Below are 23,791 nucleotides of genomic sequence, written 5' to 3' on the forward strand. Positions count from 1 at the left end.
AGGTCATTCGTCTAGGGTGACTGAATCTTTTCCCGCGCCGCCACGAATTTTATCCCTCTTTATTTTATGGCTCCGCTTTGTCTAACATGACATTTCTTTTCTTCAATCTCTTCGCAATCTCCAAATATCTTTCAAGCTCCATTCTCATCTTCAAAATGGCAGCACGAACTTCGAATTCATCACGTGTTCGTGGGAGCTCCATCGCTCGGTACATCTGCCTAAGATCGGACAAGCGCTGCTCCGTAATCCCCCGGTATACCTCCGATTTGACCTCTTCAGAGAGAAGCTCCAATATTTCTGCCAGTGGTTCGTTCTGCGGCAGCTTCTCATAGACGAGCGCAAGCTCCTCAAGCATCCCTTGAACAGATTCCAGCTGCAGACGTCTCATTTCAAAGTAAGTAGACCAATAGTGCTCCTGGCCGATCAAACGATTTTCCTTGTTCAGCACCGCTCTCCGCGCACCTTCTTCTATTAACCGGTGAGCTTCAAGCAGCTCACTTCCGTTCCAGATGTGGGAAGGATTGCGTAGTGTTAAAGCCATCTCGGTAAAAACAACGCCAAATAGCCGTTCTACAGAATCCTTGAGCGATTCAAGCAGATGCTGATCCTTCGGCATGTAGATAAAGTTAATGACCGTCGCCCAGCCGAGGCCAACAAGCATAAGAAGGACTTCATTCACAAGCACATCAACCGTTACTTCACCATGAGCAAACAGCTGGAAAACGATAACCGCACTCGTCACAACTCCATCCTTTAGGTTGAACCGTGCCAATACCGGGAACGTCATTAAGATAAATAATGCCACGACCCAAATATGAAAACCAAAAATTATAAATGCCAAAGAGGCAAAAAAAAGTCCCAGTGAAGAAGCGACGAAACGCTCAATAGCGCTCTTCAGCCCTTTCATCCGGCTGACTTCAACACCGAGAATAGCAAGAATACCCGCACCAAGCGGTGGTTCTAAATGTAAATATACGGCTGTGTAAATGGCGATAATGGCTGCTAAAGCCGTTTTGATAATGCGAATACCCACTGCGTTCCCTCACGTTCGGATTTATTAATACCTTATCCTAACGCTCGCGCCAGCCTGACGTCAACTTCCGTTCCAATATTGCCACAAGTTGATACATAATGGTCGCAACGACCGCGATTACGATCAGAGTCGATAGTACGAGGGTAAAGTTAAATACCTGGAATCCATAAATCATCAAATAACCGAGTCCAAGCTTCGCAACAAGGAACTCGCCTACAATAACACCAATCCAGGCAAGACCTACGTTAACTTTTAATGCTGAGATGATCACAGGAAAGGACGCTGGCAAAATCACAAGCCGGAACAACTGCGCTCTACTCGCACCAAACAGCCGGACAACCTTGATATATCCCGCGTCTATCTCTCTGAATCGGTTATAAATATTAATCGTCGTTATGATAACAGTCACCGATAAGGTCACTGCCACGATTGAAGTGAAGCCCGGTCCAAGACTGACGATAAAGAGCGGTCCAAGCGCTACCTTCGGTAAACTGTTCAATACGACGAGATATGGATCAAGCACCCTTGATAAAAAAGGAAACCACCATAGCAGAGCAGCAATCGCTGTACCTACTAATGTACCCAGTAAAAATCCGATAATCGTCTCTGACACCGTCATCCCGATATGCGGCCAGATGGATCCGTCCGCCATGGAGCTCCAAAGCTGCTTGATAAGTTTGGAAGGATAACTGAAAAGCAGCGGATCAATCCATCGTTGCCTGCCTGCCGTTTCCCACAGGGCAATGAACAGGAGTAAAATTGCAGCTTGAGTCGTTCCAACAGCTGCTGTAAGCCGTCTTGCCCTATGCTTATATTGCTTATGAAGCTCCTTCATCTCACTTACCCGATCCTCTTGAATACCGGATATCGAAGCATTGTTGTCAGGCGCTTTATTCGACATGCCCATTGCCTCCTTCCACCCGGTTAAGCTCTGCCCATAGTTGATCAAAAACATCCTGGAAGCCCGGCAGTTTACGTGCCTCCATAGGGGTAGCCTGTCGGATCTCCTCCGGTATTTCAAGCTGCTTTACAATTCTCCCTGGGTTCGCGGCGAGCACGATTACTCGATCACTCATCGCTACGGCTTCCGCCAGATCATGGGTAACAAGAACTGCCGTTTTGCCTAAACGCTTCAGCGTTTCATCAACTAAATCTTCAAGCTGAAGCTTAATATGCAAATCAAGCGCAGAAAATGGTTCATCCAGCAGCATTACCTCCGGATTAGTCGCCAGCATTCGCGCCAAAGCAACACGCTGCCGCATACCACCAGACAACTCATGTGGATATTTGGTCCCTGAGCCTGGCAATCCCAGCTCGGTCAGAAGCCGATCTACCTCCTTTAAGGCTGCTGCTGTCTTACCGCCGGTTATTTCAAGTCCAATCGCAGCGTTGTCTCGAATCGTCCGCCATGGAAACAAAAAATCCTGCTGCAGCATATAGCCAACCAGCTTAGACGGACCAAGGACAGGCACTCCAGCAAGAAGCACCTGTCCTCCGCTTGGAGGGAATAAACCCGCCAGCATGCTAAGAATGGTCGTTTTGCCGCAGCCGCTAGGACCGACGAGGCTGACGAACTCGCCGCGCCGTACCGTCAAATTCAATTTCTCGACGGCCAAGGAAGCACCCTTCTCGTTGACATAGACATGGGATACGTCCTTAAGCTCGAGCCGATAATCTTCGCCAGCCATTGTAGTCCCTCCTAAAAAGAATTGAAACTTAACTGCCGAATCCGGCAGTATGTTTCAATTCTTGCTTCGTAAGCATCATCTTAAAGAATTACCACATAAGTGGCCTGAATAAGGCCATTTTGTGGTGATTCTTACTTCGTAAGCATTATCTTAAAGAATTGAAACTTAACTGCCGAATCCGGCAGTATGTTTCAATTCTTACTTCGTAAGCATCATCTTAAAGAATTGAAACTTAACTGCCGAATCCGGCAGTATGTTTCAATTCTTGCTTCGTAAGCATCATCTTAAAGAATTGAAACTTAACTGCCGAATCCGGCAGTATGTTTCAATTCTTACTTCGTAAGCATCATCTTCACTTGCAAGCGTAAGCCTTAGCTTACTTCTTCACATCTTCAATCGCTTTCTCGGCGAAGCTGTTATCAACAATTTTGTCATGCTCTGTACGTTCCTTCAGCTCACCAGCCGAAGTCATGACATCCAGCAGATTATTCCATTCACCTTCGTCGATGATTGGATCGGTAGCATAGGAACCTTGCTGCTTGTAGCGGTCAATCGAGCTGATCAGAATGTCTTTATCCACGTTATCGAAATATGGCGCGACAGCTTCCGCAATAGTTGCAGCGTCATTTTCCTGCACCCAGATTTGCGCTCTATGAATAGCATCTGTAAACGATTGGATCACAGCTGTATTTTTCTTGATATAGCTTTGTTTCGTCATGAACACGGTATAAGGCAGATGTCCGCTTTCAACACCAAATGAAGCGACAACCTTACCTGTTCCTTCTTTCTCAAATACGGATGCCGTTGGTTCGAACAGCTGTACATAATCCCCTGTACCAGAAGCAAATGCCGGAGCGATATTCGCGAAATCCACGTTCTGAATCAGTTCCAGATCCTCTTGTGGATTAATGTCATGCTTTTTCAGCGTAAATTCTCCCGCCATTTGCGGCATTCCACCTTTACGCTGTCCGAGGAAAGTTGAACCTTTCAGGTTGTTCCAATCAAAATTCGTGTCATTACGTGCCACAAGGAATGTACCGTCAGTTTGCGTGAGCTGCGCAAAGTTAATGACCGGGTCATCGGAGCCTTGCTGATACACGTAAATAGATGTTTCCGAACCAACAAGTGCAACATCAATCGAGTTGGACAGCAGTGCTGTCATTGTTTTGTCCCCGCCTGCTGTTGTCGTCAGCGTCACGTCCAGCCCTTCATCTGCAAAGAAACCTTTTGCAAGAGCCACATATTCCGGAGCGTAGAAGACTGACCGTGTTACTTCGCCAATGGTCAGCTTTGTTTTCTCCGAGCTTCCTTTGCCGCAGCCCGCCAATGCAGCCGTTGTTGTCAACGCCACAATGAAAAGCAGCGACAGCCATAGCTTTCTCTTCATCTCTAATCCTCCTGTAGATACTCAATTTAAGTAAGGTACTGTAGCCTATGCAGGAGCCAATATGACGGTGAATTACGAACGTTTGATTTTGCCAACGTAGAACATCACTTTCGATGCCTACAATAGTCCACTAATAGAAAATTTCCGTACTACAGCAGGCAAGAAACGGCTCGGCGGGACGAAAGCAGCCCATTAAGTCGGTTTTTCCGTACTACAGCGGGTTTCGAGGAGTTACGGGAGCGTTCGAAGAGTAATTAGGAGGAAATTTCCGTACTAAAAAAGAAAAACCGCCCCGATTCGGGACGGCTTCACTTACATATGCCAAATTACAGCTTATAAATATCTTTATATTTCCTCTCCAAGTAAGTGACCAGATGCTGAGGATCAAGCGGCTTGCCGGTTACGTCTTGGATCAGCTCCGAAGGCGATTTCAGCTTGCCAAACTTGTAGATCCGTTCGGTCAGCCATTCCTTGATCGGAAGCAGCTCGCCGCGGCCTACCAGATTCCAGAAGCCGTCCAGCTCACGCTCCATTGTATCGGCGATTTGAGCCGCATACATGTTGCCAAGCGAGTAAGACGGGAAGTAGCCAAATGCACCACCAGACCAATGAACATCCTGCAATACGCCTTCTGCATTCGACGGAGGTTCAATTCCAAGATACTCTTTGTACTTATCATTCCAGATCTGTGGCAGATCAGCTGCTTTCGCGCCTTCATTAAAGATCATTTTCTCGATCTCATATCGAATAATAATGTGCAGGTTGTACGTAAGTTCATCCGCTTCAATTCGAATGAGAGATGGCTCAACAACGTTAATGCCGCGATAAAACTCTTCAACGGACACATCAAGCTGTCCAGGGAATTTCTCCTGCAGCTGGCCGAAATACTGCTCCCAGAACGGTTTGCTGCGGCCGATCACATTTTCCCAGAAACGCGATTGCGATTCATGAATACCCATCGATGTACCTGTGCAGAGTGTCGTTCCAATCAACTCTGGCATAAGATTCTGCTCATACAGCGCATGTCCGCCTTCATGAATTGTGCCGAAGAGCGCGCTTGTCACATCATCCTCCAGATAACGTGTCGTAATCCGAACATCACCTGGATTGAGACCTGTTGCGAATGGATGAACACTCTCGTCTAGACGTCCGGCTTCGAAGTTGTAGCCCATTTGATTCAGAATGAACAAGCTGAATCCTTTCTGTGCTTGTTTATCATATTTTTGTCCAAGGAATGAAGTATCCGGCTGATGAGGCGAAGCCGCAATGGCCGAAGCAAGTGGAACCAATTGTTCACGCAAGCCTCCAAATACGCGGTCCAGCTCAGCTGTCGTCATGCCTGGCTCGTACTGATCAAGCAATGTATCATAGCGGGTTGCCTTTGGCCCCCACAAATCAATAAACTGTTGCGTGTAATCGATAACCTTTTCGAGGTAAGGTTGGAAACTGGCATAATCATTATTCGCTTTTGCTTCTTCCCACTTGGATTCTGCTTGCGAAGATAGGACAACATATTCCTGATAGAGCTTTGGAGGAATTTTGACGCTTCGATCATAGTCTTTCCGCGTTTCGCTGACGAGTTTACGCTCGATGTCGGAGAGCTGCTCCTGCGCAGCAGGCTGCTCCAGTTCGTTCAAATATTCGCCAAGCTCTGGCGATGTTGATAACTTGAACATATCCCCGGATAAAACGCCAATGACTTCCGAACGAGTATCCATGCCTTTACGCGGTGCCCCTGTCCGAAGATCCCAATACAGAAGGCCAAGCGCTTCCTCATAGCTTTTAATTTTACGGATTGTTTCCATAAACTTTGCTGCTGTTGTTTCATTATGTACCGTCATAGTTCCATCCACCTTCCCTATTTCGAATTGCTCATTTTCAGCAGAGCATAACTTGATCTTACCGATTACAAAACGTATAATCAACTTTAACCTTTTCGTCTTTAGTAGAGTAGAGAGAAAGAGAGGATCATACGATGCGCATTACTTTTACTGCTCCTGCTGTAGAGGCCTTAACCCCTTACATAGCGGATGGCCATAAACAGCTCAAGCTGCTGCATGATACCGAAGGCTGCGGCTGTGTGGTCAGCGGTGTCCCCGCTCTCCAATTAATCGAGCAAGGCGGCCCGGATGACAAGCTGGCACAAGGCAATCCATTCCCGTTCTGGTATGAACCTCGGCATGAAGTTTTCTTTGAGCCAGAGCTTCGCATTGATTATAATGAATCAAGCGGTTTTTACAGTCTTAAGAGCGACAATCAGATTTACACGCTGAACCTACGTTTTTTAAAGAACTAATATTCAACTTATTTAGGAGGCTTTCCAAATGAACAATTTAGAGAAAATTCTAACTCACAACCAGGCTTTTGTAGAAAACAAAGATTATGAGCAGTATCTAACTGATAAATTTCCTGACCGCAAAATTGTAGTAGTCACTTGTATGGACACCCGTCTCATCGAGCTGCTGCCAAAAGCGTTGAACTTGAAAAATGGTGATGCAAAAATTATTAAAAACGCTGGCGCGATCATCACACAGCCATTCGGCAACATTATGCGAAGCGTGCTAGTTGCTCTCTACGAGCTCAAGGCAGACGAAGTCTTTATTATTGCCCACCACGAGTGTGGTATGACTGGCATTAACCCGGAAACGGTAGTAGGCCATATGCTGGAACGCGGCATTCCGCAGCAAACAATCGATACTCTTCGCAACTCCGGCGTTGACCTTAACCGCTGGCTGACCGGCTTTGACAACTTGAAAGAAAGCGTGGAGAAGAGCGTAAGCATCGTGCGTAACCACCCGCTTCTGCCACCAAATATTCCAGTGCACGGAATGGCCATCCACCCGGATACAGGTGCTTTGGATCTGATCGTAGATGGATACACACATTTGAAATAAAACAAAAAGGAACCGGACCCAGCGCTTATTGCACTGGACGGTTCCTTTTTTTCGTTTCTGCTGCCGCGGCCCGCTCTGCTATAACCTCACTGCGATCACGTAATTTGTGCCGGTGGATAAGTGCTGCATCATCCATTGGGCTGATACTTCCCCACTGTACATTTAGCTTGTTGCATAGCTGCATACAACGCTGTTCAAGATCCGGATCGGTCACTTTTAACGTCATTTCCTGATAAGGCGTCCGCTCTCCTCGCGATAAATAACCATAGTGGCGTGATAATTCAGCTATTACATCACTGCCATTAAGTCCTAATTCGTCCAGGGATTGTTGATGCAGCTTCTCGAGTGCTTTCTCGTACATCTTAACCGCACCTTTTTCGTTGCCGCGCCGTTCATGATATTGACCTACTGCCAGCTGAATGAGACCAACCCAAATGGATGCCCGCGGATCATCCGGATGCTCTTTCCAGTACTCCTCGAGCAGCTCATGACATTCGAAAAAATCCCGTGTACCGTTAAATTCAACCAGATAGGAGATATAAGCCGAAGGATAAGACATATGGATTCTCTCCTGTTCATATATATGATTTGGAACATTGTGTATAAAAAATTTTGAAACCTCCGTTAATATTAGCCGTAAATGTGTATGATAGCAACGAATACTCTACACATCGAAGCAGGAGGAGAAGTACACAATGAAAAAAGGGTTATTGGTCATGATCGCTTTCGCTTTGTTCCTGACATTTGGTCTTGGGCAAGCGGATGCTGCAAAACGCGGCGGCGGATTCAAATCGCCAAAACAAAGCTACACGACAACACCTAAGAAGCCAGCGGCATCAGAATCAACTTCTGGTACGAAGACAAACACTGGTGCAACAACATCTAAAACAGGCACAACGGCAAACAAAGGCTTTTTCGGCGGAGGCAGCTTTATGAAAGGCATGCTCGTAGGCGGAATCGCAGGTATGTTGTTTGGCGGCATGATGGGCAGCATGGGCGGTATGGGTCAGTTCTTCGGTCTGATTATCAACTTGCTTGCCATCTTCGTGCTCGTAAGAATTGTTATCTCGCTCTTCCGGATGTTTAAGAAAAAAAATAATCCCGATACACGGAGACCTTACTAATGACAAGAATTTACACGGACGAAATTATTAATGCCGTTTGTCTGCATATGGCAGATCGCAGAGGCGTGCAACCTTCGGACGTGGAGGTGCAGCTGTCCTGGGATGAAGAGTACGGCTTCACCGCAGAAGTATGGGTTAAAGGTCGGAGCCAATATATTATCGAAGCAAATCTGCTCGAGGCGATTGAGCAATATATGTACCGGCAATATAACCGCCGCGTCTTCCGCTCCAATATTAAGCTGGATGTGGACGAAGAGATGTGGGCGGACATCGAAGATTAGATTAGAAATGACGAAGCCTCCAATTCCACTGTAAGAGTGGGGTTGGAGGCTTTTTCTATACCTGTCTACTTCTCTTCCCGCTTCATACGATCATTCACCCATGCTTGATTAATAGCTTCTTTCGTAATATCCCGCTTTGGAAGATTAAGATAAATGATAAATAATAAAATAGAGTTCATAAAAGTTAGTAGAAATGTAAGAACAAGCACGATTGATTTACCTCGCTTAAGCTTTTAGGTCAAAATAGTCGGATTGTCCGTCCCATATAACCWGTAATTTGATGACCGTATTCTTATCAGGTACAGCTTTCGTTACGTTTAAGAGCAAGAAATAAATCCCGCTTACACTTACATCTTCCGTGATAATCGCACCACTGCCGCCAACGAACCCGCTGCCGCCATCATAATTCGTTCTGATTTCCCCTGTTGGATAAGGTTTAGGCCCCAGAAACTTCAAGAAGCTCACAGAATCATACCGTTCAGTTCCTGGCAGCTTATAAATAAACACCGACACAGCCCAGTTATCACTATGCCCCTGAAACGAATAGACTTCCTTGGACTTTGCAACTTGAGGTATATCATTGCTATCAATACCCGAGTAGACGTTTACTCCATGACTGCAGCTGCTGAGAATTATTAAGCAGAAGACCATTAGCCCAACTACAATTCGTTTCAAGCCTTCACCTCTCATTCGAATTGTTTTACCTATATTTTCTATTCCTGAGTTACATATTCCTTCTATATTGCCCGCCAACCTCAAATAAAGTATTTGTAATCTGGCCGATAGAAGCGAATTTCACAACCTCCATCAAAGTCTCGAACAGATTCCCATCTGATTTGGCTGCCTGCTTCAAACTGTCCAATGCTTCCGCACATTCCTGCTGATGCTTCATCTGGAATGCTTGCAAATGATGAATTTGCGCCTGCTTCTCATCTTCCGTGGATCGTGCAAGCTCCATCTCATAACGCTCTTCTCCTGGTTCGGGATTCAAGAACGTATTCACTCCGATAATCGGCAGTTCCCCCGTATGTTTCTTTTGCTCGTAAAATAAAGATTCATCTTGGATTTTGCCCCTTTGATATTGCGTTTCCATTGCGCCAAGTACGCCTCCCCGATCATGGATTCGCTGAAACTCCTCGAGTACAGCCTCCTCCATCAGATCAGTCAGCTCCTCGACGATAAAAGAGCCCTGCAGTGGATTCTCGTTCTTCGCAAGCCCAAACTCCCGATTAATAATAAGCTGGATCGCCATCGCCCGGCGTACGGAGCTTTCCGTTGGCGTCGTAACGGCTTCATCATACGCATTCGTGTGAAGAGAATTGCAATTATCATAAGTCGCCATTAAAGCCTGCAGCGTCGTCCGGATATCATTAAAGTCCATCTCCTGCGCATGCAGCGAGCGGCCTGACGTTTGTATATGATATTTCAGCTTCTGACTCCGCTCATTTGCCCCATATTTGTATTTCATGACAGTCGACCAAATCCGGCGCGCTACCCGTCCCATCACATTGTACTCAGGGTCAAGGCCATTGCTGAAAAAGAACGACAGGTTAGGTGCAAAATCATCAATGTGCATCCCGCGTGCCAAATAATACTCCACATACGTGAATCCATTCGCCAGCGTAAAAGCCAGCTGTGTAATCGGATTCGCCCCTGCTTCCGCAATGTGATACCCGCTGATGCTGACCGAATAATAATGGCGTACATGATGATCGATAAAATATTGCTGGATGTCGCCCATCATTTTCAGAGAAAATTCGGTACTGAAAATACAAGTATTCTGTCCCTGGTCTTCCTTCAAAATGTCCGCTTGCACCGTTCCTCGAACAGAACGCAGCGCTCGCGCCTTAATCGCCTTATACTCCGCTTCATCTGGCTGATGACCATGCTCAATAACAAACTTATCAATCTGCTGGTCAATAGCCGTGTTCATAAACATGGCAAGAAGGATCGGTGCCGGACCATTAATGGTCATCGACACACTGACGGAAGGATGACACAGATCAAAGCCTTCGTACAATTTCTTCATATCGTCCAGCGTACACACATTGACTCCACTATTCCCGATTCTCCCATAGATATCGAGACGGTCGCTTGGATCCTGCCCATATAAGGTCACACTATCGAAGGCAGTGGATAAACGTGTCGCTTCATCATTCCGGCATAGATAATGAAAACGCCGATTTGTCCGCTCAGGTGTCCCCTCCCCTGCAAACTGGCGTTTCGGGTCCTCATCGGTTCGTTTGAAGGCGAATACGCCTGCTGTATAAGGGAATTTACCAGGCAAATTCTCCTTAAGCAACCAGCGAAGCAGTTCGCCTGCCTCATGAAACTTTGGTAAGCTGACCCGGGGCACGAGACTTCCCGAAAGCGATTCCATCACATATTGCTGATAGGATCTGCGGACATCCGGCCAATCCGACAATTGTTTCCGGCAGTCCAGATGCAGATCATCCTCCCATTCCATCAGCATGACATCCAGCTTTTCAGCGAAATGAGCGGTCTCATCACTTGTCAGAAGCCTGCCCTGATTGGCGTGAATCAATTGGCGCGTACCTTTAAGCTGGGCAATCGTTCGGACGACGGCGACCTGCTCTTCGGTAAATTTTTTATAGTAACGGACGGTTTGTATAATTTCCCGCAAATATCCGGTTCTCTCTTGAGGAATGATTGCCTTTTTCTTAGCAGCCTGCTCATAAGGGATATTTCGCATTAGCGGCCAATCTCCACCTGCTTTGTCCTCTACCACCTTCATCACATGATGGAAAAGCATCGTCACACCTGGATCGTTAAATTGGCTTGCAATTGTCCCGAATACAGGAAGCTGCTCGTTAGGAACCCCTTCAAGACGCCGCCTGCTTCTTCTAAACTGCTTGCGAACATCCCGGAGTGCATCCTCCGAGCCGCGGCGTTCAAACTTATTAATAACGACGATATCGGCGTAATCGATCATATCGATCTTTTCGAGTTGAGTAGACGCTCCGTATTCGCTCGTCATCACATACATCGATATATCACATAGATCGACGATTGATGCACCACCTTGGCCGATCCCGCTCGTTTCGATAATAATAAAGTCATAACCGGCTTGTTTGACGACAGCAATGGCGTCTTTCGTGGCGTCACTTATCTCCAAGCGGGAGTTTCTAGTTGCCATACTGCGCATATAAGCTCTTGGATCATGGATCGCATTCATCCGAATCCGATCTCCAAGCAAAGCCCCACCTGACTTCCTCTTGGTAGGATCTATCGAAATGACGGCAATCGTTCGGTTGGGATAATGATCAAGATAACGGCGGACAAGCTCATCGGTGAGCGAGCTTTTCCCCGCACCTCCTGTTCCTGTAATGCCAAGCACCGGTGTATCAGGAATTTGCTCATGGAGCTGTTGCAAGGCGTTTGATGTCGTGTGATCCAAAAAAAGATTGGCCGCCTTATCTTCGGCAGCCGATATAAGCCTAGCAACCGCTCCACAATTTCTGGATTTTAGCTCCTTAAAATCCTGCTCAGCCTGTCTTGGCGTAGGATGATCACTTGCCTCAATCATGTAATTGATCATACCTTGCAATCCCATCATACGACCGTCTTCCGGGGAGAACACTTTTGCAATTCCGTAACGATGTAAGGCTTCAATCTCCGAAGGAATAATAACCCCGCCGCCACCTGCGAAAATTTTAATATGGTCAGCTCCTGCCTGTTTCAATACATCGTACATATACGTTAAATACTCGATATGTCCACCTTGATAAGAGCTGATTGCAATCCCCTGTACATCCTCTTGGATCGCTGCGCTCGTCACTTCGTGAACCGACCGGTTATGGCCAAGATGAATAACCTCTACACCAGATGCTTGCAGAATCCGCCTCATAATATTGATCGATGCATCATGCCCATCAAATAAAGCAGCTGCTGTTATGAATCTAACATGGCATTGCGGGCGATAAACGGGTATTTCCATACTGAATCCCGCCCTTCCGATCTGAGTAATACCAGCCCTTCTCCTTATTCCTACAATATTCGAGTTTAAGCCGAGCGATTCACATTCTTTTATTGCGGCATATTTGAGCAGCTTAAATATACTTTGAATCTATCCGTCAATAAGAACGTATAGTTATAAATGATGACCTAACAAAGCAGGAGGAAGAACGAATGAATTTGACTCCAACTCAACAAACCGTGTTACTAACTCTAACGAAAGAATGGTTGTCACCCGTACAACTCAGTGAACGCCTTCCCAAAGAATCGGGAAATCTATACAGTGTTAATCAATCACTTAAAGACTTAGTGAAGGCAGGATTGGCACAAGTGAATCCTGTTGTATATGGTCTGTATCGGTTAACCGCGAAGGGCACAACCCTCAAAGAAGAAGCGCAGAGTATCGGGTGATGTGAAAATGAAAGGGCATCTCCCTCTTTGGGAAGATGCCCTTTAATTATGCTCTGCGGAACGCAAGCACGGCATTCACGCCGCCGAAGCCATAGGAATTAGATACTGCCGCATCTGCTCTAACCTCTCTTGCATGCCGTGCAACCAGATCGATCTCCGCTTCCGGATCGGGATCATGTAAATTCGTTGTTGGCGGAAGCCACCCGTTACTTAGCGATAGCAGCGTAATGGCTGCTTCGATCGCACCGGAAGCTCCAAGCGGATGACCGTACAATCCTTTCGTGCCGCTGACCGCAACTGGCCGGCTGCCAAATACACTTCGAATCACTTTCGATTCTGTCACATCGTTTAGCATCGTAGAAGAACCATGTGCATTTACATATCCGACATCATCCGGCGACATATCTGCACTGGCAAGTGCCATCTTCAGCGCTCGGGCCGCCTGTGCGCCGCTTGGCAAAGGTGCGCTCATATGATGGGCGTCATTCGTTAAACCAAATCCAGCAAGCTCCCCATAAATTCGTGCGCCACGAGCACGGGCATGATGCTCAGCCTCAATGACAAGAATGGCTGAGCCCTCACCCATCACGAAGCCGTCACGGTTCCGGTCGAATGGCCGGCTTGCACTTGACGGCTCTTCATTACGTGTGGACATGGCGCGCAGCATATCAAATGCACCAAACGATAAAGGAGCAAGCGGCGCTTCTGAGCCCCCTGCAATAACAACATCTGCTTCCCCTCGCTGAATAGCCTGCAGAGCTCGTCCAATCGCAACTGCTCCAGAGCCGCAGGACATCGAATTGGTCTCGTTTGGACCTGTAAAGCCAAACTCCATCGCAAGATTACAGGAAGCGGCTCCTCCGAATACGGAGAAACCAAGAGTCGGTGATACAGAACGGAATCCACCCTGCATATATTGGCCGCATTGTTCTTCAGCAAACGCGATTCCTCCAAGGGCAGATCCCATAAATACGCCGGCCCGCTCCGACTCTATATCTTGCGCATCCAGCCCTGCATCACGAAGTGCCATAATGCCTCCCGCTACTGCCAGCTGCGAATAACGATCCATCCGATGTGCACGCTTCTTATCCATAAAAGCCGTTGCATCAAAAAGCGGGATTTGCGCAGCAATCCGGCTGCGGAGACCTTCCGGTACAAACCTATCGATCGGTGTAACGGCGCTCTCTCCACGCTGCACCCCTGTCCAAAACGCTTCTACACCAATACCAATAGGTGTTACACAGCCTATTCCAGTCACAACCGCCTTGATCTCTGCCATATCAGCTCACCTCTTCCTGTTCTTCTTGTTGCTCGATTTGCCTCTTAAGTCCTTGCAGTGTCCGATCCGCTATGACATAGACGAATAAGTCGCCAATCATCCCCGATGCAAGCTTTCGCCCAAATGGCGGCTGCAGCCAACGGTGAATAATAACGACTTTCACCTGATCCTTATGCCCTTGCGGCTCAATCTGCCATTCCACTTCCATTCCTGCCGTCACACCTCGAACATGCTTGTAAAAGACCTTGCGGCGCTGCTGATCGATATCCATCTGGCTGACCCACCAAACCGGCCATCCGAATGGCTTAAACGGTCTAACCGCCTTCATCATCACGAGTCCGCCCTGATCGCTGCTGCCCTCTTCAAACTGAACTCCCCGATAATGCGGGAGCAGCATCGGCCATTTTTCCACCTGCCGAGCATATTGAAATGCCGTTTCTTGATCACAATTTATGGTGATTTCATTACGGGTATACATGGCTCTGCCTCCTTCGGACAATCTCCTATTACTTCTGCCAGCTTATTCCTAAGCAGCGGGACTGCCCCCACTAACCGTAAGGCTGACCGCCATAAGAGCGGCTGTCTGTTTAGCCGTTCTATAAAGTGCTGCAGCTTTGTACCTAGTTCGAATTCATCGTCACGATCAACCGAATATTGGCGGATCGGCTCTGATCTTCCACTTTGAAGCGACTGCAGTAATGCCGGTGCCGCAAGCTCGGAGCTTCTTAGTGCCCGATATATCCCCTGCCCGGTTAATGGATCATAATAACCCGCTGCATCACCAAGCAAAACCATACCTTCAATGAAATGCGGCAGAACGGGACGGTCGAATGGGCCGCATGCCAACACATCTCCCTCAATCTCCACCTCCATTAAGCGATCGAATAACTCCGGTATCGCTTTCGCTTCTTGGAGCACATAAGCAGTTCGTTCTCGCCCCGCAAGTGCTGACGCATGGTTACTATCTAATGCAACGGTCATATTCGCTTGTCCACCACCAATGGGGGCAAGACCAATTACTTTTCCATGCGACCCTGTAAATAGTTCAACTTTACCGCTTAAACCTTGCATCCCATTTAGCCGCATGGTGAATGCTGCCTTTCGAAGAGGACCATATCGGTTCACTTTGGCACTTCTTGCAACGACTGATCGAAGACCATCACTTCCTGCCACAATAGCTGCACGTATGGTTAGAGGTCTGCCTTCAGGAGAACGTGCAATAACACCCGTTACCCGCTCCCCCTCCCAGATCAAGCGTTCAACTCTTGTACACTGCTCGAAAATCGCCCCTGCCCGAGTAGCTTGCTGGGCCATCCATTGATCAATCACTTCTCTGCGGCAGCCGATGCCAAAATCCCCTTTCGGGTAAGCTGCTTCCAGCGTTGTTCTTCCGCTTACAACCCGCCATCCGTTTAAATGGCTGTATGGAAAATCAAAGACTTGTTCCACATTCGTGTATCCCGCCACTCTTCCCAACGCAGCAACTGCACCAGGATTAAGCGATTCTCCGCAAGGCTTGCGTCGCGGGAAGGATTCTGCATCAAGCATTAAGACGCGAACGCCGCTGCCCGCAAGTAACTTCGCCAATGTGCTTCCGGATGGGCCTGCCCCAACCACAATCACATCATAATTATTCATGACCAACAACAGCCAAGCGGAATGGAAAATGCTTATGTACCGTAGCTTTAACCCCAGCTTGATGGACCAGCTGCTTCGCTTCCTGCAGAGTGAAAGAGCGCTGTACCGATAGTGGTCCGTCATGCCGCGTCACCGGACTCCTCCAGACAAACTTTGCGAGCAGCTTAGCAGCCCAATAAGCTAGCTGATGCCTTTCTAAATCCGTCACTACCCAGCCTGAACGGGTAACACGAGACATTTCCCCTAACAGCTTTGCCGCTGAACCTTCGTCCAAGTGATGTAAGGCAAGGTTGCAAAAAGCGATATCAAAGCTGTTGTCCTCGAAGGGAAGTGCTGTACCATCTGCACTCAGCACCTCAATTGACGGATAGGCATCTGTTCGGCGTGCTGCGAGCTCGACGATTTGTGGATGGTTATCGACTGCAACAACAGATGCTTTCCGACCTCTTTTCTCGCACCATTTCACAAAAGCAACCGGCAGATCTGCAAGCCCCGTCGCCACATCAAGTACTCGAATAGGCTCCGCTTGATTAAGCCGACTCATAAGCTTTTCCAAATGAACAAACAAAGCGGGATTACCACCAAGATATCGATTGACGCCCCACACCTCGCGCAGGCTTTTTTCAAGCTCTAATGGCTCCACGCCATCACCATCGAGCAGCTCCTTCAGGTTCAGCCGCTCGTACAGCTGTGCCATCTCATCACCTCATCCAGCTTTTTCCTACATGGCCTTATTGTTATTCTTTTCCACTTCTTTTATCCATCGATGCTGTCAAGCATGAACTCTTGGCAATATTTACACTGGAGAGCATGCCAAATTTTATCGCAACCTAATCGGCTCAATTGCGTCTAATTTAGTAGACTTTGAGAGGAGTGTGATAGAAAAGCATGTTCAAAAAACTATCGGCGGCAGTTCTGCTTCTGTTTGTTGCCCAAACCATTGGATTATGTGCAACCAGCATGGCAGCTAGCCCGGTTTCCGGCACAATGACCAAGTATCGCGTCTATCAGAACGATCAAGCATTGCGTGAATTTGCTACCGATAAGCAGGCGATCGCTTACGCTTCAAGCTTTGAGTACAGTCATGTGGAAGCGATTACGGGCCGTGTATGGGTGTGGGACAATCTGCCCAAGTACAAGATTTATCAAGGCGGCACTTCCAGCACGAAATGGGAGTATCGCACGTACAATGAGGCACTGGCCGCAGCCAAGAATTTGAAAGGCGTACATATCCGGGATCTCGAAAGCCCGGGCTGGATTTATCAGTCTTATCCGAAATATCAGCTCTATCAAGGTGATAAAACCAATACGAATTGGGGCTTCACGACGTTAGATGCGGCAAAAAAGGAAGCAAAGAGTTGGACAAATGCTCATATCATGGAGCTGTCTTCTAACAGCTGGATTTGGGACAATATGACGGAAGCAACGGAGAAGAAAATACGAAGCGGCAATGCCGTCTACTCTATTAAAGTAGATAAGGTCCAAGTTGAGGGGACTAAAACGTATGCTTTTCTATACGATGCTATAAAAGCAGCCGCAGCTATTCCTAGCAGCACCGTTGTTAATAATGTTTCTGGCCTTATTGTGCACTCGAATGTGCCAACCTACGAAGTACTGCAAAGCGGCAAAACCATTAAATCGTTTGTTGCTCTTGATCCCGCCTTGMAATACGCCAAATATTTCGGGAACTCAGAAGTCAAACATAACGGAACAACTTGGTGGACAAGCGTGCCTTACTTAGCTGTCTATCAAGGCGATACCAAACTGAAATCCTTCTTCTCGAGAGCATCAGCTGTTGCTTATGCGAAAGGATATTCAAACAGCTATGTCCAAAATGCAGATGGACGCAAGCTTTGGAGCAACACGAAGAGCCTAGTTTATCTGGCTTGGAACGGTTCCTCCAACAGTGAGACCATCTTGAACCAGACGGCAAAGACTCAAGGATTGTCGATCGACTCCCCTTCTTGGTTCGAGCTTAAAGATGCTGGCGGTTCACTAACGGATCTATCCGATCCTGCTGTCGTATCTAGCTTAGAGTCGCATGGCATACAAGTGATGCCCCTTGTCTCTAACGATTTCGATAAGCAGATGACATCGGCTTTTCTAGCGGATTCCAAGGCTCAACAGCAGTTCATTTCGGGTCTTGTGACAAAGCTTGCTGCACTAGGTGTATATGGGGTTAATATCGACTTCGAAGAAGTAGCAGGAACAGATCGTGTGGCATATACCTCATTTGTCACTTCTCTAACGAAGGCTGCTCATGCAAAAAGCTTGAAAGTATCGATTGATCTTCCACGCGGTGACGTGTCCTGGGATCATCTGACCGCTTATGATCATGCAGCTCTTGCAGCTGTCGTGGATACGATTATCATTATGGCGTATGACGAGCATTGGAGCGGTGCGTCAACAGCAGGCTCCGTTGCGAGCCTGCCCTGGGTGGAAGCTGGTGTTCAGCAATTCCTTGCCTACGGTGTACCTCGCAGCAAGCTGATGCTTGGTATTCCATTCTATGTACGAGAGTGGAAAGTCGACGGCTCTGGCAATCTTGTCAGCAACCGTGCAGTCCTGATGAGCGACATTCCGAAGCTGATCGCAGATACAAACGCAGTTGGTGTCTCCGATCCTGCTACTCCAGGCCAAACGAAATACAAATACGTGAAAGACGACTTCACTTACGTATTCTGGGCGGAGAACGCAAGCAGCGTACAAGCACGCATCAATATTGCCAAAAAATATGACCTCGCCGGCGTTGCCGCCTGGCGCCTCGGCTATGAATCTTCTGATCTCTGGACGATGATGCTTCGTTTGAAGCAGGGTTAAATGGACAAATCCCCGGCTCTCGCTTATGGCGAGGGACGGGGATTTTTATGAGCATTCTGAACTCTATTAAGTCAACTGTTGCGCTATCTCCCAAATATGTCCGCCTGGATCCGTGAAGCTTGCAGTGCGTACACCCCACGGCCGGTCCATGGGACCGTTGAGAAGGGCGACGCCACGTGCATTGAGCTCAGCACAGACAGCATCCACATCTTCAATCCGAATTGTGAACTGAAAGCGCGATCCGTTCTCTCTGCTTGCGACTATCTCAGGAGCAATAAGCTCGTGGGCGGCCGAATTCTGAAGCAAATTAATGCTCATGTTGGCGAAGTCAAATACGGCGGAGTTGTCGTCTTCATATACGACTGGAAGGCTGAATACCTGTTCATAAAACGACTTTGCAGCTTGCAGATCCTCAACGAATAACGTAATGACATTAATGCTCAGTGAGCCTAAAGCAATCATTTCTACACCTCTTCCAAGTGATTTTGTATCTGGTAAAATTACGTATAGATCACTCTCATTTTACCATATTTAGATAGATTCACCACCCAATTTCCTTCACACTAAAAAGCTGCCAGTCGCCTGGCCGCCTCTCTACATTAATGAATAATAAACGTTGCATCCTGTTTATCAGTCGTCGAGCTTGATGCACTAAGCGGATCAATCCGCATGCTGGTATAGTTCAATTGTCTAATGTAGTAAGTTGGGAAGTTGTACGATCTGAACGAGACTTGGGCCGAGTTCGCAAGACCCGCTGTCTGATAAAACGTAGCATCTTGATTAAATGTTGTTGTCCCGTCGTTACGGCTCACTTGAAGCACATAGTTATAATGTCTTAAGTAATAACCAGGGAAGTTAACCGATTCAAAGGATACACCGCCGGAGTCTGCCAGGCCAGGCACCATTCGGAATTTGGAATCATTGATCGGTGATGGGTTCGTATCAATCCGAGCCAAGAAGTTATAATGGCGCATATAGTATCCTGCATACCTGCTGGATTCCAGCTGGTGAATTTGTGCTGCGTCCCCTAACTCTTTGCTGCCGTAGCTAACTGAGTTATGTCCACTGCCAAGTGGTCCACCTGTCAAAATAAGTACATTATGATTATCAGCCATAGGCAATAACGCGCGGCTGTAACCTTGTGGCACTACTGTACTTACTCTCGTCCATGTATCTGAAGCACCATTCTCCGAGTTCAGATAGAGATCTGTGCTGGAGTTGGATGATACAGCAATTGTTCCGTTTGGTCCAGTGCCTGAGAGCCAGACAACATATGGAGAGCTTGAAGGAATAACACCGTCTCTTGTTTTAAGTACAGTACCTGGATCTGTAGCAGCTCCGAAGTTTTCCGGATTGGAAGAGATTTTGTAATAAACCGCAAAGTTGCCGTTTGGCGATCCTCCGTATTCATAGGTCAAGATGTAATTGCCATTACCAAGCTTCGCAACGGTAGACATTCCTGGACGTTTCGTCGAATCTGCCAGTGCAATATCTTCTACTGTGGAGCTCCAAGTTGTACCATTAGTCGAGGTAACGTGAACAAGTTTTTGATTATGTGCTGCATCACGCTCATCCGAGTAGTACATGATGAGCTTGTTGTTGGCTACAAGCAGGAATGGCTCCCATACAGGATCGTAAGAGCCATTTGGATCTGCTTTTCCACCAGTTGCAATTGAACTAACGAATGTCCAGGTCAAGCCTTTGTCCGTACTTTTGTATAGATCAAGCTTCGTTTGCGACAGATCGGAAGGGATGGAGTTGCCCGCACAGAGTAAAGTACCTAAAAACGTTCAAAGCTAACAAACTCACCAACCGGTTTGCGATAACCACGTATTCTGCGGCTTGATGTATCTTCTTTGCCAATTGCGATAAGCAGCGCAGGAACATATCGATCCGGGACGTTTAATAGTGTTTTAATTGCTTCAGGGTCAAAGCCTATCATTGGGCTGCTGTCCCATCCTTTTTCTTTGGCAGTGAGCATGAATAACATAGCGGATAGATTAGCATTACGAATCGCTTCATCTTGTTTGAAGGCTTCCCCGCGTTCTTCATAAAATTGCTGAACCGAAGAAACAGTAAAATCAAATTCCTGTTTATTTATGACTCCTAAGTTTAGTAATCCCTCGTTAATTTCCGCAGCATTTAGGTGTGCATCCATATGACCAAGAACAAGAATGACTGCAGAAGCGGTCTGAATTTTATATTGCTTATTTGCGGCTTCATAAACCTGCTGCTTAAGCTCTTCATCCCTTACAACAATATAATGAGCATGCTGCAAATTAAAAGATGACGGTGCGTATTTGACTAGTTCAAAGATTTCATTCAGTTCTTTATCCTCAATAACGATACCTTTATTAAATTTATTTGCAGATCTTCTCTCAGTAACTACGGACACAAAATCTTTCATGTGGCCCGCCTCCTCTTTATTCAAGTATTTATCTTTAATTTAATTATCTTAACTTTAAGATGTTTTTATTATATAATTCGATTTGACAAAATGCAACAATTATTTCTTCAAAAGAAATGGAAGGAAACAATAGCCGCACCCTTGACTATTACGTATACGTCATGCTTTATAATACAAATAACTTAATTCAAGGGAAGGAGCATCCCTCTTATGTACAGAATTGGCGAGCTTGCAAAACAAGCAGGAATTTCGGTAAGAACCTTGCAATATTACGATAAGCTGGGTCTGTTATCTCCCTCCCATCTGGCGGAGAATGGTTATCGCTACTATTCGGATCTGGAAGTCATGACTCTCCATCATATTACTGTCTTGAAGCAGCTTGGCTTTACGCTGGCACAGATCCAAGCAATTCTGCAGGATAATCATGGACTCCCGTACGCTGAACAATGGTCACAAGCCATTCGGCAGCAGATTGATTTCGTGAAGCAAGAGCAAGAACGTCTAGCTCTGCTGGATCGGATGCTGCATGTTTCCCTTCATACCATAGAGTTGAGAAGGAAGATCGACTCTTCTGAGCTGCTGCAATTTATTCATTCTCTGCAAGCAGATAAACCGTCCGCAGATCAGCAGCCCCAATACACTCAGCGTCAGTCCGTTTTTAAGGATGATGAGCTGCAGACCCTTTCCTCGCTCCCACGCCTCGATTCGGATGATCCTCGTAATGCAGAGTGGGTTAAGCTGCTGCTGGATATCCATAACCATCTTGATGAGCCGCCTCACTCCGAGATTTCGCAGCAATTGGCTGAAAGATTGATCCATATCATGCAAAGCTGGTTCGGGGATAACGACTCTCTCGTTGATAAGTATTGGAATTACATCCGTCCCGAAGATGGCGAAACGGAGAAGGTTCTTGGCCTTGATCAAGCAACCATGGCTTACATTGACCGTATAGTTGATTATTATTTGGAAGGACGTGACCAGGAATGACTGAGGAGCCTTTAAAAAAAGAAAAAGCACTCTCTCAAAATCGAGCTTGGTTATATATCGCCATTGGCGGTGCTTTGGAGATCGTCTGGGCATCCGGCTTCAAGTATGAAGCGATCCCCTCCTTAATCGTCCTTATCTCCTTGCTCGTCAGCTTTGATCTCATTATTCGCGCAGCAAAGGTCATCCCGATCGGCACGGCCTATGCGGTGTTCGCAGGCATCGGAACCATCGGAACGGTGATCGTTGAAGCTATCTTTGAGAATGGCGACATCTCACTTCTCAAAATCGGTATTATTTTGCTTCTGCTGGTGTTTATTATTGGATTAAAGCTGACATCAGATGGGGGGCGGAAGCTATGAGTTGGATATTCTTGGTCATAGCTGGATTACTGGAGGTCGTTGGGGTTATCGGAATCAAACAGGTCGCAAAGAAAAACAACTGGCCAAACAATCTCTTGATGATCGTTGCCTTCATTATCAGCTTCCAACTGCTTCTTCAAGCTTTAGAGACCATCCCCCTCTCCACCGGTTATGCGGTATGGACAGGAATCGGTACGGTTGGAGGAGCTATTGTTGGCATGCTCTTCTACAAGGAACCACGTAATCCGAAGAGAATCTTGTTCATAGCAGGAATTATATGTTGCATCGTTAGTCTGAAGCTTATTGACTCGTAATCAACCGACAGTGTCTGAACCATGATAAAAGGAAGCCCTCCTTTTGTAGATGGCTTCCTGTCATTCGTAATTATCATTCAGCACCTGAAACAAGAAAGGTTCACCGTTCAGATAGGCATTCAATATTGCTCTAGCGTATGGCTGTTCCTCGATTAAACCTTCCGTCTCAAGCTCGTTCTCCGCATGGAAACTGTAAGCTTCGATAATCGACATAATGAAGAAACACTCCAGCATCGAAATAGCCTTGCTGCTTAGCTGTCGAACCTTCTCATAGCCTTCTATAAAAAGCATTCTTTGATGAGGTCGAAGCCCCATAACCGCCTGAGCGATGTCATAAGTATGATAGCCAAAGCCGCATCTTCCGAAATCAATTGCGTATGGTTTGCCATGATGAAAAACAACATTCCCGCTGTGCAAATCCGCATGAATCATACCATAATCTTGTTCCTCTGCTACAAAGGTATCAAGCATATCCGCGACTTTTGCCGCAGCATTCGTATACAGTTGAAATGCTTCATCTGTAATAAAGGAATGATGATGCCGCTGCAAATGCTCCCAATCCCGTTTAAAGCTGTCGCTGCCCCAGTGTGGACGAATAAATTCTCTGCTAGCGGCAAAATCAGAACTCCCTGTGTGAAGGTCCGCCATCAGCATCCCCATCTGTTGAATATGCTCATCCGTAAGTGACCATTTATCCAAGCGCTCACCTTCAACCCAGCTGAGCATTGTTGCATAATAAGTTTGATCATCTTCATCTGGAATGGCTGAGACGAGCGAACTCTCCCGATTCATCACCCCTTCAGGCACAATAATTCCCTTACGCCTCAAGTGATTTAACCATTCCAATTCGGACAGCGTTGCTTCAGCTGATTTGTTCCCTGAATGAATCCGAAGTAAGTACTTGTCACCCTCCCCGCAATCAATTCGGAAAGTGACATGCTCAGACACTTGGATGAAATGAATGGAGTCCCATTCCAGCTCATATTTCTGCAAAGCGACTAGCGCCGCTCGTTTCGTTTGCCTGAGCGTATTACGCCGTTTGTGATCTGTATCCATTAAAAAACCGCTGTTCATGCTGCCTCCTTATAATTACTGATTTAATGCTTTACAAATCTCCTCAAGCTTCAGGCTCCGTGAGCCTTTCACTAGAATGACATCCTTATTGCTCAATATACGGTTACATGCTGACACTAA

Annotated in this window: 25 protein-coding genes; 9 read left to right on the plus strand and 16 right to left on the minus strand. The window is 46.9% G+C overall.

Going from position 1 to position 23,791, the window contains the following annotated elements; all coding sequences use genetic code 11:
* Nucleotides 1–64: 64 nt before the first annotated feature.
* From AB4Y93_RS26650 to AB4Y93_RS26670, 5 genes are all read right to left on the minus strand, one after another.
* Nucleotides 65–1,033, minus strand: a complete 969-nt coding sequence (locus tag AB4Y93_RS26650; RefSeq protein ID WP_441896581.1) for an aromatic acid exporter family protein — start codon at nt 1,031–1,033, stop codon at nt 65–67.
* 37 nt (nt 1,034–1,070) lie between these two features.
* Nucleotides 1,071–1,934 carry an ABC transporter permease gene (locus tag AB4Y93_RS26655; RefSeq protein ID WP_441896583.1) on the minus strand — a complete coding sequence of 288 codons (864 nt, stop codon included), beginning with the start codon at nt 1,932–1,934 and terminating at the stop codon, nt 1,071–1,073.
* Nucleotides 1,924–2,721 (minus strand): ABC transporter ATP-binding protein, encoded by a 798-nt coding sequence (locus AB4Y93_RS26660; RefSeq protein WP_441896584.1) that lies wholly within the window; start codon nt 2,719–2,721, stop codon nt 1,924–1,926. The genes AB4Y93_RS26655 and AB4Y93_RS26660 overlap by 11 nt, the downstream gene beginning before the upstream one ends.
* A gap of 376 nt (nt 2,722–3,097) precedes the next feature.
* The gene (locus AB4Y93_RS26665; RefSeq protein WP_441896586.1) at nt 3,098–4,108 is read right to left on the minus strand and encodes an ABC transporter substrate-binding protein; all 1,011 of its coding nucleotides are present in this window, start codon (nt 4,106–4,108) and stop codon (nt 3,098–3,100) included.
* A 326-nt stretch (nt 4,109–4,434) separates the two neighbouring features.
* Nucleotides 4,435–5,949: a carboxypeptidase M32 gene (locus tag AB4Y93_RS26670; protein WP_441896588.1), complete on the minus strand. Its 1,515-nt coding sequence runs from the start codon at nt 5,947–5,949 to the stop codon at nt 4,435–4,437.
* Between the two features lie 134 nt (nt 5,950–6,083).
* Here AB4Y93_RS26670 and AB4Y93_RS26675 point away from each other — a divergent pair, with 134 nt between their 5' ends.
* Nucleotides 6,084–6,404, plus strand: a complete 321-nt coding sequence (locus tag AB4Y93_RS26675; protein WP_441896590.1) for an iron-sulfur cluster biosynthesis family protein — start codon at nt 6,084–6,086, stop codon at nt 6,402–6,404.
* 28 nt (nt 6,405–6,432) lie between these two features.
* Nucleotides 6,433–7,002, plus strand: a complete 570-nt coding sequence (locus AB4Y93_RS26680) for a beta-class carbonic anhydrase (RefSeq protein ID WP_441896592.1) — start codon at nt 6,433–6,435, stop codon at nt 7,000–7,002.
* A 25-nt stretch (nt 7,003–7,027) separates the two neighbouring features.
* Here AB4Y93_RS26680 and AB4Y93_RS26685 read toward each other — a convergent pair whose 3' ends face one another.
* Entirely contained in the window at nt 7,028–7,561 is a 534-nt protein-coding gene (locus AB4Y93_RS26685) for a DUF309 domain-containing protein (protein ID WP_441896593.1), read from the minus strand.
* Between the two features lie 136 nt (nt 7,562–7,697).
* Between AB4Y93_RS26685 and AB4Y93_RS26690 the strand changes: the two genes are divergently transcribed.
* Both AB4Y93_RS26690 and AB4Y93_RS26695 read left to right on the plus strand, forming a co-directional pair.
* A complete protein-coding gene (locus AB4Y93_RS26690; RefSeq protein ID WP_441896595.1) occupies nt 7,698–8,126 on the plus strand; it encodes a hypothetical protein in 429 nt (142 codons plus the stop codon).
* Nucleotides 8,126–8,407: a YxcD family protein gene (locus tag AB4Y93_RS26695; protein ID WP_167273559.1), complete on the plus strand. Its 282-nt coding sequence runs from the start codon at nt 8,126–8,128 to the stop codon at nt 8,405–8,407. Before AB4Y93_RS26690 ends, AB4Y93_RS26695 begins: the two co-directional genes overlap by 1 nt.
* Nucleotides 8,408–8,632: 225 nt before the next feature.
* Here the strand turns inward: AB4Y93_RS26695 and AB4Y93_RS26700 are convergent, their stop codons facing one another.
* A complete protein-coding gene (locus AB4Y93_RS26700; RefSeq protein ID WP_441896597.1) occupies nt 8,633–9,082 on the minus strand; it encodes a hypothetical protein in 450 nt (149 codons plus the stop codon).
* A gap of 49 nt (nt 9,083–9,131) precedes the next feature.
* Nucleotides 9,132–12,365, minus strand: coding sequence for a fused isobutyryl-CoA mutase/GTPase IcmF (gene icmF / locus AB4Y93_RS26705; RefSeq protein ID WP_441896599.1), 3,234 nt, complete (start codon nt 12,363–12,365; stop codon nt 9,132–9,134).
* A 191-nt stretch (nt 12,366–12,556) separates the two neighbouring features.
* Here icmF and AB4Y93_RS26710 point away from each other — a divergent pair, with 191 nt between their 5' ends.
* A complete protein-coding gene (locus AB4Y93_RS26710) occupies nt 12,557–12,793 on the plus strand; it encodes a hypothetical protein (RefSeq protein WP_441896601.1) in 237 nt (78 codons plus the stop codon).
* A gap of 46 nt (nt 12,794–12,839) precedes the next feature.
* Here the strand turns inward: AB4Y93_RS26710 and AB4Y93_RS26715 are convergent, their stop codons facing one another.
* Genes AB4Y93_RS26715 through AB4Y93_RS26730 form a run of 4 tightly spaced genes read right to left on the minus strand, consistent with a single transcriptional unit; the run spans nt 12,840 to nt 16,407 of the window.
* Nucleotides 12,840–14,072, minus strand: a complete 1,233-nt coding sequence (locus tag AB4Y93_RS26715; protein ID WP_441896603.1) for a beta-ketoacyl-[acyl-carrier-protein] synthase family protein — start codon at nt 14,070–14,072, stop codon at nt 12,840–12,842.
* Nucleotide 14,073: 1 nt separating this feature from the next.
* Nucleotides 14,074–14,550, minus strand: coding sequence for an SRPBCC family protein (locus AB4Y93_RS26720; RefSeq protein WP_441896605.1), 477 nt, complete (start codon nt 14,548–14,550; stop codon nt 14,074–14,076).
* Nucleotides 14,523–15,710: an NAD(P)/FAD-dependent oxidoreductase gene (locus AB4Y93_RS26725; protein ID WP_441896606.1), complete on the minus strand. Its 1,188-nt coding sequence runs from the start codon at nt 15,708–15,710 to the stop codon at nt 14,523–14,525. Before AB4Y93_RS26725 ends, AB4Y93_RS26720 begins: the two co-directional genes overlap by 28 nt.
* Nucleotides 15,703–16,407, minus strand: a complete 705-nt coding sequence (locus AB4Y93_RS26730; RefSeq protein ID WP_441896608.1) for a methyltransferase domain-containing protein — start codon at nt 16,405–16,407, stop codon at nt 15,703–15,705. Before AB4Y93_RS26730 ends, AB4Y93_RS26725 begins: the two co-directional genes overlap by 8 nt.
* 191 nt (nt 16,408–16,598) lie before the next feature.
* Between AB4Y93_RS26730 and AB4Y93_RS26735 the strand changes: the two genes are divergently transcribed.
* On the plus strand, nt 16,599–18,530 hold the full coding sequence (locus AB4Y93_RS26735) for a glycosyl hydrolase family 18 protein (RefSeq protein ID WP_441896610.1): 1,932 nt from the start codon (nt 16,599–16,601) through the stop codon (nt 18,528–18,530).
* A gap of 66 nt (nt 18,531–18,596) precedes the next feature.
* On the opposite strand, the gene AB4Y93_RS26740 is transcribed toward AB4Y93_RS26735, so the two are convergent.
* The 3 genes from AB4Y93_RS26740 to AB4Y93_RS26750 form a co-directional block, all read right to left on the minus strand.
* The gene (locus AB4Y93_RS26740) at nt 18,597–18,992 is read right to left on the minus strand and encodes a VOC family protein (protein ID WP_441896612.1); all 396 of its coding nucleotides are present in this window, start codon (nt 18,990–18,992) and stop codon (nt 18,597–18,599) included.
* A gap of 137 nt (nt 18,993–19,129) precedes the next feature.
* Nucleotides 19,130–20,227, minus strand: coding sequence for an AbfB domain-containing protein (locus AB4Y93_RS26745; protein ID WP_441896614.1), 1,098 nt, complete (start codon nt 20,225–20,227; stop codon nt 19,130–19,132).
* 83 nt (nt 20,228–20,310) lie between these two features.
* Complete coding sequence (locus AB4Y93_RS26750; protein WP_441896616.1) at nt 20,311–20,937, minus strand: nitroreductase family protein; 627 nt, start codon at nt 20,935–20,937, stop codon at nt 20,311–20,313.
* Between the two features lie 210 nt (nt 20,938–21,147).
* Here AB4Y93_RS26750 and AB4Y93_RS26755 point away from each other — a divergent pair, with 210 nt between their 5' ends.
* From AB4Y93_RS26755 to AB4Y93_RS26765, 3 genes are read left to right on the plus strand one after another with little or no spacing between them, the layout of a single operon-like run.
* Entirely contained in the window at nt 21,148–21,924 is a 777-nt protein-coding gene (locus tag AB4Y93_RS26755; RefSeq protein WP_441896618.1) for a MerR family transcriptional regulator, read from the plus strand.
* Entirely contained in the window at nt 21,921–22,283 is a 363-nt protein-coding gene (locus AB4Y93_RS26760; RefSeq protein ID WP_441896620.1) for a DMT family transporter, read from the plus strand. Before AB4Y93_RS26755 ends, AB4Y93_RS26760 begins: the two co-directional genes overlap by 4 nt.
* A complete protein-coding gene (locus tag AB4Y93_RS26765) occupies nt 22,280–22,597 on the plus strand; it encodes a DMT family transporter (RefSeq protein WP_441896622.1) in 318 nt (105 codons plus the stop codon). Before AB4Y93_RS26760 ends, AB4Y93_RS26765 begins: the two co-directional genes overlap by 4 nt.
* Before the next feature lie 60 nt (nt 22,598–22,657).
* Here AB4Y93_RS26765 and AB4Y93_RS26770 read toward each other — a convergent pair whose 3' ends face one another.
* A complete protein-coding gene (locus AB4Y93_RS26770) occupies nt 22,658–23,671 on the minus strand; it encodes a phosphotransferase enzyme family protein (RefSeq protein ID WP_441896624.1) in 1,014 nt (337 codons plus the stop codon).
* Between the last annotated feature and the right edge of the window lie 120 nt (nt 23,672–23,791).

This window comes from Paenibacillus sp. YAF4_2 (assembly GCF_052113225.1).
Classification (GTDB): domain Bacteria; phylum Bacillota; class Bacilli; order Paenibacillales; family Paenibacillaceae; genus Pristimantibacillus.

What these genes read in the sequence shown, in the direction of transcription:
- AB4Y93_RS26655 (WP_441896583.1), bottom strand. Translation starts at nt 1,934, where the DNA reads ATGTCGAATAAAGCGCCTGACAACAATGCTTCGATATCCGGTATTCAA.
- AB4Y93_RS26660 (WP_441896584.1), bottom strand. Translation starts at nt 2,721, where the DNA reads ATGGCTGGCGAAGATTATCGGCTCGAGCTTAAGGACGTATCCCATGTC.
- AB4Y93_RS26665 (WP_441896586.1), bottom strand. Translation starts at nt 4,108, where the DNA reads ATGAAGAGAAAGCTATGGCTGTCGCTGCTTTTCATTGTGGCGTTGACA.
- AB4Y93_RS26670 (WP_441896588.1), bottom strand. Translation starts at nt 5,949, where the DNA reads ATGACGGTACATAATGAAACAACAGCAGCAAAGTTTATGGAAACAATC.
- AB4Y93_RS26675 (WP_441896590.1), top strand. Translation starts at nt 6,084, where the DNA reads ATGCGCATTACTTTTACTGCTCCTGCTGTAGAGGCCTTAACCCCTTAC.
- AB4Y93_RS26680 (WP_441896592.1), top strand. Translation starts at nt 6,433, where the DNA reads ATGAACAATTTAGAGAAAATTCTAACTCACAACCAGGCTTTTGTAGAA.
- AB4Y93_RS26685 (WP_441896593.1), bottom strand. Translation starts at nt 7,561, where the DNA reads ATGTCTTATCCTTCGGCTTATATCTCCTATCTGGTTGAATTTAACGGT.
- AB4Y93_RS26690 (WP_441896595.1), top strand. Translation starts at nt 7,698, where the DNA reads ATGAAAAAAGGGTTATTGGTCATGATCGCTTTCGCTTTGTTCCTGACA.
- AB4Y93_RS26695 (WP_167273559.1), top strand. Translation starts at nt 8,126, where the DNA reads ATGACAAGAATTTACACGGACGAAATTATTAATGCCGTTTGTCTGCAT.
- icmF (WP_441896599.1), bottom strand. Translation starts at nt 12,365, where the DNA reads ATGGAAATACCCGTTTATCGCCCGCAATGCCATGTTAGATTCATAACA.
- AB4Y93_RS26710 (WP_441896601.1), top strand. Translation starts at nt 12,557, where the DNA reads ATGAATTTGACTCCAACTCAACAAACCGTGTTACTAACTCTAACGAAA.
- AB4Y93_RS26715 (WP_441896603.1), bottom strand. Translation starts at nt 14,072, where the DNA reads ATGGCAGAGATCAAGGCGGTTGTGACTGGAATAGGCTGTGTAACACCT.
- AB4Y93_RS26720 (WP_441896605.1), bottom strand. Translation starts at nt 14,550, where the DNA reads ATGTATACCCGTAATGAAATCACCATAAATTGTGATCAAGAAACGGCA.
- AB4Y93_RS26725 (WP_441896606.1), bottom strand. Translation starts at nt 15,710, where the DNA reads ATGAATAATTATGATGTGATTGTGGTTGGGGCAGGCCCATCCGGAAGC.
- AB4Y93_RS26730 (WP_441896608.1), bottom strand. Translation starts at nt 16,407, where the DNA reads ATGGCACAGCTGTACGAGCGGCTGAACCTGAAGGAGCTGCTCGATGGT.
- AB4Y93_RS26740 (WP_441896612.1), bottom strand. Translation starts at nt 18,992, where the DNA reads ATGATTGCTTTAGGCTCACTGAGCATTAATGTCATTACGTTATTCGTT.
- AB4Y93_RS26750 (WP_441896616.1), bottom strand. Translation starts at nt 20,937, where the DNA reads ATGAAAGATTTTGTGTCCGTAGTTACTGAGAGAAGATCTGCAAATAAA.
- AB4Y93_RS26755 (WP_441896618.1), top strand. Translation starts at nt 21,148, where the DNA reads ATGTACAGAATTGGCGAGCTTGCAAAACAAGCAGGAATTTCGGTAAGA.
- AB4Y93_RS26760 (WP_441896620.1), top strand. Translation starts at nt 21,921, where the DNA reads ATGACTGAGGAGCCTTTAAAAAAAGAAAAAGCACTCTCTCAAAATCGA.
- AB4Y93_RS26765 (WP_441896622.1), top strand. Translation starts at nt 22,280, where the DNA reads ATGAGTTGGATATTCTTGGTCATAGCTGGATTACTGGAGGTCGTTGGG.
- AB4Y93_RS26770 (WP_441896624.1), bottom strand. Translation starts at nt 23,671, where the DNA reads ATGAACAGCGGTTTTTTAATGGATACAGATCACAAACGGCGTAATACG.